The organism is Saccharothrix deserti (assembly GCF_009769385.1).
GTDB lineage: Bacteria > Actinomycetota > Actinomycetes > Mycobacteriales > Pseudonocardiaceae > Actinosynnema > Actinosynnema deserti.
Genome location: NZ_ML775961.1, coordinates 178,602 through 196,212, shown reverse-complemented (window position 1 = coordinate 196,212; position 17,611 = coordinate 178,602). Strand labels below are relative to the sequence as shown.

Here is a 17,611-nt window from a genome sequence, read left to right as displayed (position 1 = left end):
GCAATACCCCGGAGTCGAGAACCAGCAGCGGATCGACGAGCTCCCGTTCGGCCGGGGAGTGGATGTCATGGCACTGCTGAAGGACCCGCCGCCGAGGCGCACCGACGCTGCCTCCTACGCCGCGGAGCTGGTGTCCGGCTTCACCGACACCCGACCCGTCCAGGTCGTCATGGCGCTGTGCATGGCGGCGCCGATCGGTCTCGAAGTCGTCCGGCTGTTCGCCGAACGTGACGGCAGGCCACCGGTTTTCCTTGCCCTGGACGGAGCACCGTGCACGGTCGAGCACGTGGCCGATGCCTACCGCGCCACGATCGAACGCTACCGCGCCGGGGACCGGCCCGGTCGGGTCGAGTTCACCGCCGACCGGCTGCGCTCGTGTCCCGACGAGGTCGTCGCCGACATCACCGCAGAGCTGACGGAACTGGCATCCGCCAAGCTGCTGGGCGACCCGCGGCACGCGGACGTGGTGGCGCCGATGGTGGCGGAGGTGGTGACCGTGTCGGTGGACTGGCTCGTCCACCTCATCGCCGCGCACAACTCTGATTTTCCTGCCTGGCAAGGGGAAACCATCATCGTGACGTCGAACGAGACTCCCTTCGGGGGCACTTGGCCCAGGGTGCCGCAGGCGCGTGTCGTTCCGCTCGACTGCTCGGCGGACGATCTGATCGGCGCCGACGCGGTGACCGCGCTGCTGGTTGAGCATGTCGGACGATAAGAGGGAGCTTCTGCGGAAGCTGTTGGCCGCCAAGGCGAACCGTCCGGACGACCACACACCCATCCGACGTCGACGACTGCGGGAGGGCCCCGCCTCCGCCGGACAACGCCGCATCTGGCTGGCGCACCAGGCGGATCCGACGAGCCCCGCCTACCACATCCCACTCGGTCTGGAGTGGACGCTCCCGCTCGACGTGGACCTCCTGGCCCGCTGCCTTGGTGAGGTCGTGCGCCGGCACGAGGCGCTGCGCACCGTGTTCGAGTGGGTGGACGACGACCTCGTGCAGCGCGTGCTGGACCCACCGGAGATCCGGGTGCCGGTCTGCGTGCTCCCGCCCGGTCAGGACCCGGCGGCCGTGTGGCGGGCATCGGCGAGCGCGCAGTTCGACCTCGCCACGGGCCCGCTGCTGCGCGCGGAGGTGTTCCGGCAGAACGGCCGTGCGGACGTCGTCGTGGTCACCATGCACCACATCGCCTCCGACGGCTGGTCGGTGGGCCTCTTCACGCGCGAGCTCGCCGCGCTGTACCGGGGGGACGCCGACCTGCCCGAGCCGGACAGGCAGTACCTCGACTACGCCGTCTGGGAACGAGAACGCCTCGCCACCGGCGGGTTCGCCGCAGACCTGGCCCACTGGGAGCGGGAGCTCGCCACCGGGCCGACCGCTCCCCTGTTCCCCGGCGGCCCGGCCAAGCGGTCGGGCGGCGGGCGGATCACGAGGCTGGACCTCGAACCGGAACTGGTGTCGCGGCTGCGCGCCCTGGCCGCCCAGGAGAACGCCACCCTTTTCATGGTCGCGCTTGCCGCGTTCGCGGTGGTGCTGGCGCGGCACAGCGGCGAGGACGACATCCCGATCGGCACCGCCACCTCGGGGCGCGACCACCCGGCAGTGGCGGGAGTGGTCGGGTTCCTCGTCAACACCGTCGTTCTCCGCACGAACCTGGGCGGCCTGCCCGACTTCACCGAGCTGCTGACCAGGGTGCGCACGACCTGCACTGCGGCGTTCGGCCACCAGCAGGTGCCGTTCGACCAGGTCGTGGACCACCTGCGGCCCGACCGCGACAGCACCGCCAATCCGTTCTTCCAGGCATTTTTCACCCACCAGAGCGGGAACCTGCTCGCCCCGGCGGGTGATCACCCGTTCCGCCCGGTCGGGGTGGACCTCGGGGTGGCGGGCTTCGAGCTGGCGGTGACGCTGGACGACGCCGTCGAGCGACCGCACTTCATCGTCGAGTACTCCACCGACCTGTTCGACGATCGGGCTGTCGCCGCGCTGCTGGCCGACTACCACCGGACCCTGCGCGCCGTGGTCGCGCAGCCGCATCGGCGGGTTCACCTCATTCCCCTCGGCGAGCGGCCCGAGCCGCGCCCGTTCCCGCGGCCCGCCGAGTCGGTGCCCGACTCGTTCGAACGGCAGGCGGCACTGACCCCGGACGCGCTCGCGGTCTTCGACGGGACGACCCGGGTCACCTACGCCGAGCTCGACCAGCGGGCCAACGACCTGGCGTGGCGGCTGCGCGAGCACGGCGCAGGCCCCGACGTGCTGGTGGCGGTGTGCCTGGACCGCGGGATCGAGCTGATGGTCGCCATACTGGCGGTGCTCAAGTCAGGCGCGGCGTACGTGCCGCTGGACCCCGTTTACCCGGTGGAGCGGTTGGCGTACGTGCTCGCCGACACCGCGGTCTCGGCGGTGGTGACCCGGCGCCCGGAGGTGCTGCCGCTGCTGGACGCGCCGGTCCTCGACATCGGCCACGCGCGACGCGCCGATCCCCCGGACCGGCCGTGGCTTCCGGACAGCCTGGCGTACGTGCTCTACACCTCCGGCTCCACCGGCCGCCCGAAGGGCGCGATGGTGCAGCACGGCGCGCTGGCGGGGTTCTGCCGGGCGGTCGCCGACCGGTTCGCCCTGGGCCCGCGCGACCGCTTCCTCCAGTTCGCCTCGATCAGCTTCGACGTGGCGGCCGAGGAGATCTGGCCCACCTGGCTCAGCGGCGGCGCCGTGGTGCTGCTGCCGGACGGACCGCCGCCGCCCGGTGCGGAGTTCACCGACGTGCTCGGCGCGCGGGATGTCACGGTGGTCGAGCTGCCGACCGCCTACTGGCACGAGTGGAGCGCCGAGCTCGACCGGACCGGCACCGTGCCACCGCCGTGCCTGCGGCTGGTCGTCATCGGCGGGGAACGCGTGCTGCCCGACCGGCTGATCTCCTGGCAGCGCACCGGGATTCCGCTGGCCCACGTGTACGGGCTCACCGAGACGACGGTGACCTCGACCGTGCAGGGCCCGATGCCGGTGCCGGATCGGGCGGCGCAGCGGGCCAACCTGCCGATCGGCACACCGCTGGCCAACGCGGAGGTGCACGTGCTCGACCGGTACCTCAACCCGGCCCCGACCGGTGTGGCCGGCGAGGTGCACATCGGCGGGCCGGGCGTCGGCCGCGGCTACCTGGGGCGACCGGATCTCACCGCGGACCGCTTCATCCCGAACCCGTTCTCCGCCACCCCTGGCGAACGGCTCTACCGCACCGGTGACCGGGCACGGGTGCTGCCCGACGGGGCGCTGGAGTTCCTGGGCAGGCTCGACGACCAGGTCAAGATCCGCGGGTTCCGGGTCGAGCCCGCCGAAACCGCCGTGGTGCTGGCCGAGCACCCGCTGGTGCGCGACGCGGTCGTGGTCGACCGCGAGCACGCGCGGGGCGGCCGTCACCTCGTCGGCTACGTCACCCCGGCGGGTGACCGGTCACCCGATCCGGACGACTTGGTGGCGTTCCAGCACGCACGGCTGCCCGCGTACATGGTGGCCGAGGTCGTGGCGGTGATCGCCGAACTCCCGCTCAACCACAACGGGAAGGTCGACAAGCGGCGGTTGCCACCGGTGTCGGCCGCGACCGTCGTGGTGGAACCCGCCACCCCGGCAGAGGAACTGCTGTGCGCGGTGTGGGCCGATGTGCTGGGCGTCGACCGGGTCGGCGCCCGTGACGACTTTTTCCGGTCCGGTGGGGACTCGATCACCGCGATCCGCCTGGTCGCCGCAGCTGCCGCGGCAGGTCTGCGGATCACACCGCGGCAGCTGTTCGAACACCGGACGCCGGCGGGCGTGGCGCGAGTCGCCCGACCGGTGTCGGCGGCCGATCAGGGCGAGGTCACCGGATCCGCGCCGCTCACCCCGATCCAGCGCTGGTTCTTCGCGCACGACGGCGTGGACCGGCGCGCGTTCGTGATCCCGGTCGAGTTGGACGTCGCCGTGTCCCCCGACGTGGTGCGGGACGCCCTGGATGCCCTGCTTCGGCACCACGACGCGCTGCGCACACGGTTCGTCGACGGCGCGGACGGCGTCCGGCAGGAGTTCCCCGCCACCGTCGCGGACCCGCCGCTGGTGGTGGTGGACCTGTCCGGCGACCCGGACCGTGACGCCACCCGGAGACGGCTGATGGCCGACACCGCAGCGGGGATCGACCTCGAGATCGGTCGGCTCGTGCGCGCGCTGCTCACGGTCGAGGGCGACGGCCGGGACTCCCGGCTGTTCCTCGTCGTGCACCACCTGGTCTGCGACGCGGTGTCGCTGCGGATCCTGGTGCGGGACCTGGCCTCGGCGTGCGCCGCGCGACACGTCGGCGAGCCTGTGGTCTTCCCGCCCAAGTCCACGTCATTCCTGGACTGGGCACGCCGCGTGGACCGGCTCGCCCAGGCTCCCGGAACAACGGCCGAGTCGGCGTACTGGAAATCCGTGGTGGACGCGCCCGCGGCCCGGGTGCCGCGCGACCACCCCGGCGGTGCGAACAGCGAGGCCGCTGCGACCACACTGGACACCCACCTGGCAGTGGACCTGCGCGGCGGACTCCGGATCGGACCGGTCGAGGTGCTGCTGACGGCGCTGGCCGCCACGCTGACCTCGTGGTCCGGCGGTGACGTCCTGGTCGAACTGGAGGGTCACGGCCGGGAGGAGGTGTTCCCCGACGTCGACCTGTCACGCACGGTCGGGTGGTTCACCACCACGTACCCCGTGCTGCTGCCCAGCCGGGACACCGGCGTGGCGGCGCACGTGCGCGCGGTCAAGGACGTCGTGCGCGGCGTGCCTCGGAACGGGTTCGGTCACCTCCTACTGCGTGACGCGCCGGCCTCCCCCGCCGAGGTGGCGTTCAACTACCTGGGCCGGTGGGACGGGTTCGACGAGCACGAGGAACTCGTGCGCCCGGCACGGCGGCCCGACGGGTGGAGGCCGACGTCGGGCGACCGGCCGCACCTGATCGAGGTGACCGCCGCCGAAGTGAGGGGACAGCTCCGGATCAGCTGGGTTTACAGCCGTGAGGTGCACCGACCCGAGACGATCGCCGGCCTCGCCGCGACCCTGCTGCGCGAGGTCGAGTCCGTGCTCGTCGCGAGCCGGGACGACGACGCCGTGACCCCGTCGGACTTTCCGCTCGTCACCATGGACCCGGCGCTGCTCGGGACGCTGCCCGCCGCGCGCGAGGTCGACGCGGTCCTGCCGCCGACTCCCGGCCAGGAAGCGGCCCTGCGGCTGACGGCGGCGGTGGCGGACCGGACGGCGCACGTGATGCACAGCGCTTACGCGCTGTCCCCCGCGGTCGACGCCGAACGCCTGCGTGCGGCGTGGGATGCCGTCCTGGCCCGGCACGTGGTGCTCCGCAGCGGGTTCCGCCGTGGCGTCCAGGTCGTGCACCGTGCCGCGCGGGCGCCGTGGCACGTGCGACACCTGCCGGACCTGCGGTGGGCGGACCTGTCCGACGGCGACCGGAGCGCGCTGTTGGAGGCCGCGTTCGACGAGCACGAGCAGCTCGCCGACGACCTCGCGGCGGCACCGCTGATGCGGTTGCGACTGCTCGTGCTGGCCGACCTGAGGTTGCTGGTGTGGAGCTACCACCACCTGCTGCTCGACGGCTGGAGCGACGGGCTGGTGCTCGGTGAGGTCGCCGAGCACCACGACGGCAAACGGCCATCCGACATCGGCGACGACCTCGCCGCGTGGGAGGAGCTCGCCCGCAGGACGCGTCGGGAGCCGTCGCCGGGGAGGTCGGGGGCCTTGCTCCCCGGTCCTCGTGGCTGGCACCGGGAGGTGCTCGACGAGGCGACGGCGCGTCGACTGGGCGAGTCGAGCCGCCGGGAGGGGGTGACCGTCGCGGCGCTGCTGCACGGCGCGTGGGCCCGGCTGCTGGCCGACCGCACCGGCACGTCCGAGGTCGCGTTCGGCGCGTCGGTGACCGGCCGAACGGCGGATGTGCCGGGCATCGAGGCGATGGTGGGCGCGTTCGCCGTGATCGTGCCGGTCCGCCTGACCGCGCCGGAACCGCGGGACCCGTGGGCTTGGGCACGTGAAGCACAGCGGGTGCTGGTCGAGGCGCAGAACGGCGACGCGCTGGACCCCGGCTCCTCGGCCGCGGGTGGTCTGTCGGACTCCACGGTCTTCGCCTACGAGAACTTCCCGACCACGGCCGGCGGCCCAGCCGCGCCGTTCACCCACGTCCACTCCCGGCAGGAGCGGGTCTGGCCGCTGATGCTCATGGTGATCCCCGAGGACGGCGGTCTGTCCCTCGTCGAGACGCACGACACGACCCGGTTCGACGCGGCGGTCGTGCGCGACCTCGTCGCGGCGTACCGGGCGTCGCTCGAGGACATCGCCTTCCCGGAACGGAGGAGCACGAGATGACAACACCCGCTTCCCGGCGTTCCGGCCTCCCGGAGGAGGAACGAACGCCGCCGGAGCCGACGGCGGACCTGGTGCGACCGTCGGCAGGCCAGCGCCGCACGTGGTTCATGGTGCAGTTGGCCGGGGACCGCCCGGTGCACCACGTCGCCGTCACGTTGGCGTGGCCGGGAGCCGTGGACGAGCACGTCCTCGCCGCGTGCCTCACCGAGGTCGTGCGCAGGCACGAGGTGCTCCGGGGCCGGTTCGCCGTCGAGGCGGGCGAGCTGGTGCTGCGGATCGCGGGGCCCGCCCGGGTTACCGTGCCGGTGACTGTGCTCGCCGCGGAGAGCGAGGTGGCCGCGGCGGCCGTGCGCGAGTGCTCCGCGCCGTTCGACCTCGGCTCGGCTCCCCTGCTGCGTGCCAGGGTGCTGCGGGTGCCTGGCAGCGCCGACACGGTGGCGGTGACCATCCACCACATCGCCGCGGACGGCTGGTCGATGGGCGTGTTCGCCCGCGAGTTGACCACGCTCTACGCCGCTTTCGCCGGTGGCGAGCCCAGCCCGCTGCCCCACCCGGTCGTCCAGTACGCGGATTTCGCGGCGTGGCAACAGGATTTGACCATCGACGACGACTTGGAGTTCTGGGCGGAGTCCCTGCGGGACGCACCGCCCGCCACCACGATCCCACCGGACCACGAACGGCCACGGCAACCGCGCCACCACGGCCGCTCGACCCGGCTGGACCTCGACCCCGCGTTGCTGGCGCGGTTGCGCGACGTCGCCGCGGAACAGCGGGTCACGCTGTTCATGGTGGTGTTCGCGGCGTTCGCGGTCACCCTCTCCCGGCACGCGGGCACGGCCGATGTCGTGGTGGGCACCGCCGCCGCAGGGCGGGACCTGCCCGGCACCGCGGACCTGATCGGGTTCTTCGTCAACACCGTCGTGCTGCGGGTGGACCTCGGTGGTGAGCCGACCGGGGTCGAGGTACTGCGCCGGGTGCGGTCGACGTGCCTGGACGCGTACGCCCACCAGGACGCCCCGTTCGACCGGGTGGTCGAGCACCTGGGCCCGCACCGCGGCCCCGGCGCGACGCCGTTCTTCCAGGTGGTGTTCACCCACCAGAACAACGACCCCGTCGGCGGCATCAGCATGCGGGGCGTCGACCTGGGCACGTCCGAGTTCGACCTGACGGTCATCTTCGACGAGTCGCCGACCGGCGCGTGCCTGCTGTTCGAGTACGACACCGACCTCTACCGGCACGACACGGTGACCGGCTTCGCCGACGACTGCGAGGACGTCCTCGAGCAGTTGACGACCCGGCCGCACGAGGTGCTCGGCCTCACGCCCCGGATCCGGCCGCCCGAGCGGGCACCGGTCCCACCTCCACCGGGGCCTCCCGCGAGCGGTTCGGCGCGAGAGCTCGCCGCCGCGATCGCCGCGATCTGGACCGAGGTGCTCGGCGCGACCGGGATCGGGGTCGCGGACAGCTTCTTCGACCTGGGCGGCAACTCGCTGAAGCTGGTCGAGGTGCGGTCCCGGATGCGCGCCGCGCTCGGGCTGAACCCGTCACTGGTCGACCTGTACGCCTACCCGACTCCCGGGGGCCTCGCCGCTCACCTCGCGGGCGACACCCCCGAAGCCCCGGCCGCGGTGGAACGCGGGAACCTGCGGGCCGCGGTGATCCGACGGCGGGAGGAGCGGTGAGCGACCATCCCGCGCAGACGATCGCGGTCGTCGGACTGTCCTGTCGCTTCCCGGGCGCGCGATCGGCGGCGGAGTACTGGGCGAACCTCGTCGGCGGCGTCGAGTCCGTCGCCGACCTGACCGACGAGCAGTTGCGCGCGGCGGGGGTGCCCGAGAACCGGACGGCTCAACCCGGCTACGTGCGGCGACGCGGCCTGGTTCCCGACCACGACCACTTCGACGCGGCGTTCTTCGGCTACAGCCCGCGTGAGGCGGAGCTGATGGACCCGCAGCAGCGGCTGTTCCTCCAGCACTCCTACGCGGCGCTGAACGACGCGGGGTACGCGCCGGGCGCGGTGCCGGAACGGGTCGGCGTCTACGTGGGCGCGTCCAAGAGCACCCATCCCGCGTTCGTGGACCCCGCGACAGCGCACAGCGACCCGCGGATCATGTTCGGCAACGAGGACGACCACCTGGCCACGCGGGTCGCGTACAAGTTGGGGTTGCGCGGGCCGAGCCTGTGCGTGCACTCCGCGTGCTCGTCGTCGATGGTCGCGCTCCACGTGGCCGTGCAGGCACTGCTGGTCGGCGACTGCGACCTCGCGGTGGTCGGCGGCGTATCGGTGGACTCCATCCAGCACCGGGGCTACGTCCACCAACCCGGTGGCATCCTGTCCCCCGACGGCCGTTGCCGCGCCTTCGACGCGCGCGGCGAAGGCGCGGTCAGCGGCGGCGGAGTGGGCGTGGTCGTGCTGCGGAGGTTCTCCGACGCCCGCGCGGACGGCGACACCTCCTACGCGTTGATCCGCGGCACGGCGGTGAACAACGACGGCGCGGACCGGGTCGGCTACCCGGCGCCGAGTGTCTCCGGCCAGGCCGCCGTCGTCGCCGAGGCCCTGGCCGCGGCCGAGGTCCACGCCGACACCATCGGTCTGGTCGAGGCGCACGGCACCGCGACACAGGTCGGCGACCCGATCGAGGTCACCGCGCTGCACCGGGTCTTCGGCGGACGCGCGCCGGGTCTCCCCGGCTGCGCGCTCGGATCGGTGAAGACCAACATCGGCCACTTGGACTCGGCATCCGGCCTGGCCGGCTTCATCAAGGCGGTGCTGGCCGTGCGGCACGGGCTGATCCCGCCGACGCTGCACTTCACCGAGGCCAACCCGATGATCGACTTCAGCCAGGGGCCGTTCTACGTCAACACCGAGACCGTGCCGTGGCCGTCCGGCGCGACGCCCCGCCGCGCCGGGGTCAGCTCGTTCGGCATCGGCGGCACCAATGCGCACGCCGTGGTGGAGCAGGCACCGCCGCCACCGCCGGCCCCACCTGCCAGGTCGGCCGAGGTGCTGGTCGTGTCGGGGCGCACCGAGTCGGCCGCCGACACCGCGCTCGCCGAGTTGCTCGACCACCTCCGCGACCACCCGGAGCTGCCGCTGTCCGACGTGGCCCACACCCTGGCGACCGGCCGGGAGGCGTTCGCGCACCGCCGCGCGGTCGTCCGGTCGGCAGCGGGTGAGCACGCGACGTACACGGGCGTGGCCGAACCGGGCCGCCGGGTGGTCGTGGTCGCCGGCGGGACGCCGGTCGACCTGCCGTGGTCGCGGCCGTCCGACGCGGACGCCCTGGTCGTCGAGGTCCCGGCTGGTCGGTCCGCCGAGGACCTGCTCGCCACGGCCTGGGTGCACGGCGCGGACGTGGACTGGACCGCCGTGCACGCGGGCCGCCGCGTGCCGCTGCCCGCCTGTCCGTTCGAGCCGCAGGTGTTCCCCCTGACGCCCGTGCGCAGGCCGGAAGCCGGTCGGGACGCGCCCGTCAAGGATCAGGACGTGGCCAGGTGGTTCTGGACACCCGTGTGGCACGAGACCGCACCGCTTCCCGTCCCCGACGCGGGTGCGGGCGGCGTGCTGCTGTTCGCCGAGCCGGACGACGAGGTCGCCGCGGCACTGCGCCACGCCGGTCACCGGGTCACGGTCGTCGGTGTCGGGGAGTCCTACGCGGCGGAGGACCCGGACCTGTTCCGGATCCGCCCCGACGCGCCGGCGGACTACCAGCGGCTGCTCGCCGAGGTCGGGCATCCGTTCCACACGGTCGTCCACGCCTGGACGCAGCACTCGGCGGCCGGCCTGGACCGCGCGGACTTGGCCGACGCGCAGCGCCGCGGGGCGCACAGCCTGCTCTGCCTCGGGCGTGCGCTCGGCGCGGCGGCCACCAGCGCCGGTGTGCGCGTGCACGTCGTCACCACCGGCGTGTACGAGGTCACCGGCGCCGAGCAGGCGCGGCCGGGCAACGCGCAGGTGCTCGGTCCCTGCCGGGTGCTGCCGCAGGAACTCGCGCACGTGCGGTGCCGGGTCGTCGACCTGTCGGGGCCGCCCGACCGGGCGATGGCCGCGCGGCTGCTGGCCGAGTTCGCGCACGACGGCGACGAGGTCGCCGTGGCGTTGCGCGGCGCGCGCCGGTGGACGCAGGCGGTCGCGCGAGTGCCCGCGCCGCCGACCGATCCCGGGCTGGTGTTACGGCGTGGAGGCACCTACCTGATCACCGGCGGCATGGGTCGTATCGGTCTGCTGTTGGCCGAGCACCTGGCGGAGGTGGCGTCGGCGAGGCTGGTCCTGATCGGCCGCTCGGCCCTGCCGCGCGAGGAGTGGGACGCCTGGTTGGCGGCGCACGACGCCGACGACGAGACCTCCCGGGCGATCCGACGGCTGATCGCGGTCGAGGAACGCGGAGGGCAGGTGTTCACCGCGCGGGCGAGCGTCGGCGACGAGGCCGCGTTCCGCGCCGCCGTCGAGCAGGCCCGGTCCCGCTTCGGCCGGATCCACGGGGTGATCCACGCGGCCGGGGCGACGCAGGGACCGTCGATTCGGTACGTGCACGAACTCGATCCCGCCGACTGCACGCCCCAGTTCGCCACGAAGGCGTGGGGCACGGTGGTCGTGGACCGGGTCTGCTCACCGGACCGGCCCGACTTCGTGCTGCTGATGTCGTCGATCTCGGTGCTGTTGGGCGGCCTGCGGCTGAGCGCCTACGCCGGCGCGAACGCGTTCCTGGACCGCTACGCGCAGGCTCGCAACCACGACAGCGGCACTCGGTGGCTGTCCGTGGCGTGGGACGCCTGGCTGATCGACGAGACGATCGAGGAGGGCTCGCTCGGCGCCGGCTGGACCTCGGTCGCGATGACCCCGGACGAGGGCGTCGAGGCGGTCGGACGGCTCTGGTCCCCCGCGATGGCCGGACAGGTCGTGGTGTCCACGACCGACCTGGACGACCGCATCGCCCGCTGGGTCCGGCGCGGGGCCGAGCGGGCGGTGTCCACCCCGCGCGCGACGAGCGGACCGGGGTGGCCAGCGAACCAGGTGCGCGAGTTGTGGCGCGAGCTGCTCGGCGTGCGCGAGGTCGGCGACGACGAGACGTTCTTCGCCCTGGGCGGGGACTCCCTGTTGGCCTTGCAGCTCATGAACCTCATGCAGCAGGAGTTCGGCGTCGTGCTGCCCGCGGCCGCCCTCTTCGGGGCGCCAACGGTCCCGGCCCAGGTCGAGGTGCTGCTGGCGCGCCTCGGCGAGGACGCCTTGTCCCGGCGAGTGGACGACCTGTCCGACGAGGAGGTCGACGCGCTGCTCGACCGGTTGGCGGTGGACTGACGTGCCGGGGTCCGCCGACATCGCCGTCATCGGCCTGGCCGCCCGCTACCCGGACGCGGAGGACCACCACGGGCTGTGGCGCCTGGTGCGAACCGCTTCGACCAGCAGACCAGTGGGTGATCCGCACGGGTTCGACGCCGCCTGCTTCGGTCTCGCGGAACCGGAGGCCGACGAACTCCACCCCGCGGTCCGGCTGTTCCTGGAGTGCTGCCTCACCGCGGCGGAGGACGCGGGCCACGACCCGTCCGGGTTCACCGGTCGGGTGGGTGTCTACGGCGGCTCGCCCGTGCCCGACGAGCTGGCCGCCAGGGTGGCGTACTGCCTGGACACCACCGGCCCGGCCCTGTCGGTGGGTTCGGGTGAGTCCTCGTCCCTGGCCGCCGTGCACGTGGCCGCGCAGGCGTTGCGGACCGGTGACTGCGACCTGGCACTGGCGGGCGGCGCGGCGGGGCCGCCGGGCGGCGGTGCGGGGGTGGTCGTCCTGCGCAGGCTCGAGGACGCGGCGGGTGATCGCGTCCTCGCGGTGATCCGCGGTTCGGCGGTCGGCAACGACGGGGGCAGGCGGGCCGGGTGGGCAGCCGCGGACCCGCTGGCCCGATCGGCCGCCGTCGCCGAGGCATGGCGGTGTGCGGGGGTGTCAGCGGAGGACGTCGACTACTTCGAACCAGCGGCCCTCGACCTCCCCGAGCACGTCGCGGCGGAGGCGGAGTCCCTGCGACGCGCCTTCGCCGGAACGCGCGCGGGTCGAGTGGTGGTGGGCGGTGCGGACGCGACGACACGGGCCGCCGGACACGCGGCCGGCATCCGCAGCCTGCTCAAACTCGTGCTGGCATTGGCGCACCGCGAGTTCCCGACAACACCCGAGAGCCGTCCGGTGGCCGCTCTGCCGGCCACCGGGGAGCCGTTCACCGCCGTCGACCGGCCCGGCCCGTGGACCGCCGAACCCGGTCGAGCACGCATCGGCTGCGTCGGTTCGGCCGGTGTCGGCGGCACGAGCGTGCACGTGGTCGTGCAGGAGTCGCCACCCCCGCGCCCCATCCCACCCGCGCCCGAGGGGCCGTTCGTGATCCCCCTCTCCGCAGCCACCGCGCCTGCGCTCGGCGTGCTCACCTCGCGCCTGCGCACGCATCTGGACACCGCGGCGGACAGCGCGCTGGCCGACATCGCCCACACGCTCCAGGTCGGCAGGCGTCCGTTGCCGCACCGCATCGCGATCACCGCGAGCACGACCGCGCAGGCCCGCGACGAGTTGGGCCGGGCGACGCCGGTGATCGTGCACGGCAAGGCCAGGGCGGTGTTCCTGTTCCCCGGCCTGGGCGTGCGGCACGACGGCTCCGGCGCACGGCTGTACCGCCGTGCCGAGACCTACCGGCACTGGGTGGACCGGGGTCTGCGAGCGCTCGACCCCGACCTCGCCCACCGCGTGCGGGAGGTGCTCATGAGCGACCGCCCGACCACGGCCGGCGGCGACCCGCTGAGCCTGCTGAGGACCCGGACCACGCCGGAGCCGACCGACACCGCGGTGGCCCAGCCCGCGTTGTTCATCGGCGAGCACGCGCTGGCCCGGCAGCTCATGGCCTGGGGCGTGGAACCAGCCGCCGTCGTCGGCCACAGCCTGGGCGAGTACGTCGCGGCCTGCGTGGCGGGTGCGATCGACCCCGAGGACGCCGTCCGGCTGGTCGCCGAACGCGCCCGGCTGATCGCCGACCTGCCTGCGGGCTCGATGATCGCCGTGCCGCTGGGCGAGGAGGAGGCCCGCGAACACCTCCGGCCGGGGGTCGATCTGGCTGCGGTCAACGGCAAGGGCGCCTGCGTGCTGGCCGGGGAACCGGCGGAAGTGGAGCGGATCGCGACCGCGCTGGCCGCGCGGGGCATCGCCTCGCGCCCATTGGACGTGCGGCACGCGTTCCACTCGCGCACCCTGGCCCCGGTCGCGTGTGACCTGCACCGCGTCGCCGCGGCGACGCGGTTCTCGCCGGCGGCGATCCCGCTCGTGTCCACGGTGAGCGGCACGTGGCTCACCGTGGCGCCGGACGCGGACCACTGGGTGGAGCACCTGTGCGGCACGGTCCGGTTCCACGACGGCGTCGGCGCTGTTCTCGCCGATCGCGACCACGTCCTGGTCGAGGTCGGCCACGGCACCGCGCTCAGCTCGTTCGCCCGCCAGCACACGCGGATGACCAGGGCGCGGCTCGGTCGGGTCGTCGCGATGCTGCCCGATGACGGCCGCGGTGACGACCCACTGCCGAGCGGGCTGGCCGAGCTGTGGCGGTGCGGTGTCTTCGTGGACTGGCGCAGGGTGCACCCCGACCGGGTCCGGGTGCCGTTGCCGACCTACCCGTTCGACTACCGGGGCTGGAGCCGACGATGAAAGGAGCGGTGTCATGCCGGATGTCACGACCAAGGTGTCGGAGTTCCTCCAACGGCACGTGAGCGAGCGGGTCGAGCTGCGCCGCGAGGACGACATCTTCGCCACGGGGCTGGTGAACTCGCTGCTGGCGCTGCAACTCGTGGTGTTCGTGGAGCACGAGTTCGCGCTCGTCGTCGCCGACGAGGACCTGAACTTGGACAACTTCCGCAGCATCGCGGCGATCGAGCGCTTCGTGGCGCGCAAGCTGGCGCGGTAGCGGGCTTTCCGCGCGAGGCGCGGTGGAACTGTCAAGACACACATGTCAGTACCCGCGCGGCAGCGGTGCTGACGACAATCACCACGGGGGTGCCGTCATGTCGGACAGCGCACGCGAAGAACGCTACAAAGTGGTGGTCAACCACGAGGAGCAGTACTCCGTCTGGCGCATCGGCCTGGACGATCCGCCGGGTTGGCGGGACATCGGCGTCGAGGGTTCCAGAGACGATTGCCTGGCCTACATCGCCGCGGTGTGGACGGACATGCGTCCGGCGAGTCTGCGCCGTGCGATGCAGGCCGACCGCTGATACGGGCCGGAGGACCACGTGGACAGTGTCGACGACCTCGTGCGGAAGTGGGCCGCGCGCACGCCGGACGCCGTGGCGGTCATCGGCCCCGACGGTGCCTTGACCTACGCCGAACTCGTCGATCGTGCCGACGCGCTCGCCGAACGACTGCGACGGGCGGGCGCGGCACCGGAGACACCGGTGCTGCTGTGCCTGCCCCGGTCGGCGGCGTTGGTGATCGGCGCGCTGGGCGTGCTCACCGCAGGCGCGCCCTACGCCCCGGTCGACCCCGCGCACCCGGTGCTGCGCCTGCGGTCCACGGTGGCCGATTCCGGCGCGACGATCCTGGTTCGCGCGCCGGGCGGACTACGCGCGCCGGCGGGTGTGACGGAGATCGACCTCACCGCCGACCAATTCGTCCATAGTGGACTGTCGTCCGCCGTGCGGCATCACGAGAACTCGCTGGCTTACGTCATCCACACGTCGGGGTCGAGTGGCCGCCCGAAGAGCGTGCAGGTCGACCACGCCGGGCTGCGCCACCTCGTCGACTGGCACCACCGCGCGTTCGCCCTGTCCTCGGCCGACCGGGTGGCGCAAATCGCCGGTCCCGGCTTCGACGCCGCGGTCTGGGAGACGTGGGCGGCGCTGACGGCGGGCGCGTCCCTGCACGTACCCGACGAGGAGACCCGGCTGTCGCCCACCGCGCTGCGGGACTGGCTGTCGCGCGAGGGCATCACCACCGCGTTCGCGCCCACCGCGCTGGCCGAGTCGCTGATGGCTCTGGACTGGCCCGCCGACACGCCGCTGCGCACCCTCCTCACCGGTGGCGAGGCGCTGCTGCGCCGACCGCCGCCGGGACTCCCCTTCGCGGTGGTCAACAACTACGGACTCACCGAGGCGGTGGTCGTGTCGACGACGGGCCACGTGCGACCCGGCGTCGGCACACCCACGATCGGCACCCCGGTCGACCACGCCGACGTGCACATCGTCGACGAGGACCTCCACCCGGTGCCGGGAGGAACCGCGGGCGAGCTCCTGCTCGGCGGTCCCGCCCTCGCCCGCGGCTACGCGGGCCAACCCGCGTTGACGGCCTCGCGCTTCGTGCCCGACCACCTCGGTGGACGTCCCGGCACGCGGCTGCTGCGCACCGGCGACCGGGTGCGCCGCGGTCCCGACGGAGAACTCGAGTTCCTGGGCAGGGTGGACGACCAGATCTCGCTCAACGGCTACCGGATCGAGCCCGCCGAGGTGGCCGCCGCGCTGACCGCGCACCCTGCGGTGCGCTCGGCCGTGGTCGTGCCCGAGCCTGGCCGGCCCACCACGCCACGGCTCATCGCCTACCTCGTGTCCGAGGGCGATCCACCCGGAGAGGAGGAACTCGTGGCCTTCGTCGCCGACCGACTGCCCGCGCCGATGGTCCCCGGCGGCTACGTGTGGCTGACCGAATTCCCCTTGAGCCCCAACGGAAAGGTGAACCGGGCCGAGTTGCCGCCCGCACCGGCTCCAGGGCGGAACCCGGGACTCGGCGGTGAGCTCGAAGCGACTCTCGTGCCGATGGTGGCGGACGTGCTCCAGCTGCCGACCGTCGCCGTCGACGAGGACTTCTTCCGCCTCGGCGGCCACTCGCTGCTCGGCGCGCAGTTGGTGATGCGCCTCCAGGAACGGTTCGGCGTCGACATGACGCTGCGCTTCCTGTTCGCCCATCCGACTGTGTCCCGCATGGCCGCGGGCATCGAGGCGATGCTGCTCGACGAGGTCGAGGCCCTGAGCGAGGACGAGGCCGCCGGATCGGACCGCCCGTGACCGAGCTGAGCCTGCACCACCTGCTCTCCCCCGACGTGCTGGCCGACCCGTACCCGCTGTACGACCGGCTGCGCACCGAGAGCCCGGTGCACTTCGACCCGTACCTGCACGTGTGGGTGGTCACGCGTTACGCCGACGTGGTCGACGTCCTCAACCGGTTGTCGGCCGAACGCACACCGGGACCCGACCGGCTGCGCGAGCTGGGAATGGCCCGGCTGGCGCCCGTCGCCGAGGTGATGGTGCGGCAGATGCTGTTCGTCGACCCTCCCGAGCACACCCGCTTGCGCGCGCTGTACGCGGCGGCGTTCACCCCGCGGCGGGTCGAGGGACTGCGCGCGGACATCGCCGCCCTGGCCGACGAGCTGCTCGACCGTGTGGCCGAGCAGTCCGGGATGGACGTGCTGGCCGACTTCGCCGCGGTGCTGCCGGCGATGGTCACCGCGCGCGTGCTGGGTGTCCCGATCGACGACCACCTGATGCTCAAAGCCTGGTCGGAGACGTTCGCCGAGGTGCTGGGCAACTTCCAGCACAATCCCGACCGCGCGCACCACCTGCTGCGCGGCCTGGAGGAGATGCTCGCGTATTTCCGCGACGCGGTGCGCCGGCCGGACCGGTCGCGCGAAGGGCTCGTCGCGGCGCTGGTCGACGGTGAGGTCGAGGGCCGGCGACTGTCCGAGGACGAGATCGTCGCCAACCTCGTCCTCACCATGGTCGGCGGCCAAGAGACCACGACGAACCTGATCGGCAACGGCGTGCTCACCCTCCTGCGCCACCCCGACCAACTGCGCCGGCTGCACGCCGACCCGGGACTGTTCCCCAGTGCGGTCGAGGAACTGCTCCGCTTCGAGAGCCCGAGCCAGCACACCGCGCGGGTGGCCAAGGAGGACGTCGAGATCGGCGGCACGCGGATGCGGCGCGGGCAGGCCGTGGTCGCGGTGCTGGGCGCGGCGAACCGGGACCCGAGCCGGTTCCCCGATCCCGGTCGGCTCGACCTGGGCCGAGCGGACAACCGGCACCTGGCGTTCGGCTGGTCGGCGCACTTCTGCTTCGGCGCGGGACTGGCCCGCACCGAGGGCTTGGTGGCGCTGCGCGCGTTGCTGGGACGGTTCCCGGGGTTGCGCGCGGTCGACATGTCGGGCGCGTGGCGCGCCAACCTCGGGTTGCGCGGACTGGAGCACCTGTGGGTGACGTGGCGGGACTGAACCCGGGTCGGCGACCCGGG

General features: G+C 73.2%; 9 protein-coding genes. All 9 read left to right on the top strand.

What is annotated here, in order from left to right; translation table 11 throughout:
• Positions 1–67 precede the first annotated feature (67 nt).
• Positions 68–715 carry a hypothetical protein gene (locus FM051_RS05655; protein ID WP_158841382.1) on the top strand — a complete coding sequence of 216 codons (648 nt, stop codon included), beginning with the start codon at positions 68–70 and terminating at the stop codon, positions 713–715.
• A complete protein-coding gene (locus tag FM051_RS05650) occupies positions 702–6,374 on the top strand; it encodes a non-ribosomal peptide synthetase (RefSeq protein WP_158841380.1) in 5,673 nt (1,890 codons plus the stop codon). Before FM051_RS05655 ends, FM051_RS05650 begins: the two co-directional genes overlap by 14 nt.
• On the top strand, positions 6,371–8,056 hold the full coding sequence (locus FM051_RS05645; RefSeq protein WP_158841378.1) for a condensation domain-containing protein: 1,686 nt from the start codon (positions 6,371–6,373) through the stop codon (positions 8,054–8,056). Before FM051_RS05650 ends, FM051_RS05645 begins: the two co-directional genes overlap by 4 nt.
• Positions 8,053–11,673, top strand: coding sequence for a beta-ketoacyl synthase N-terminal-like domain-containing protein (locus tag FM051_RS05640; RefSeq protein WP_158841376.1), 3,621 nt, complete (start codon positions 8,053–8,055; stop codon positions 11,671–11,673). Before FM051_RS05645 ends, FM051_RS05640 begins: the two co-directional genes overlap by 4 nt.
• Position 11,674: 1 nt before the next feature.
• On the top strand, positions 11,675–14,044 hold the full coding sequence (locus tag FM051_RS05635) for an acyltransferase domain-containing protein (protein ID WP_158841374.1): 2,370 nt from the start codon (positions 11,675–11,677) through the stop codon (positions 14,042–14,044).
• 13 nt (positions 14,045–14,057) lie between these two features.
• On the top strand, positions 14,058–14,300 hold the full coding sequence (locus FM051_RS05630) for an acyl carrier protein (RefSeq protein WP_158841372.1): 243 nt from the start codon (positions 14,058–14,060) through the stop codon (positions 14,298–14,300).
• Positions 14,301–14,397: 97 nt separating this feature from the next.
• Complete coding sequence (locus tag FM051_RS05625) at positions 14,398–14,607, top strand: MbtH family protein (protein ID WP_158841370.1); 210 nt, start codon at positions 14,398–14,400, stop codon at positions 14,605–14,607.
• An 18-nt stretch (positions 14,608–14,625) separates the two neighbouring features.
• Complete coding sequence (locus FM051_RS05620; protein WP_158841368.1) at positions 14,626–16,389, top strand: non-ribosomal peptide synthetase; 1,764 nt, start codon at positions 14,626–14,628, stop codon at positions 16,387–16,389.
• Entirely contained in the window at positions 16,386–17,591 is a 1,206-nt protein-coding gene (locus FM051_RS05615) for a cytochrome P450 (RefSeq protein WP_158841366.1), read from the top strand. Before FM051_RS05620 ends, FM051_RS05615 begins: the two co-directional genes overlap by 4 nt.
• Positions 17,592–17,611: the final 20 nt, after the last annotated feature.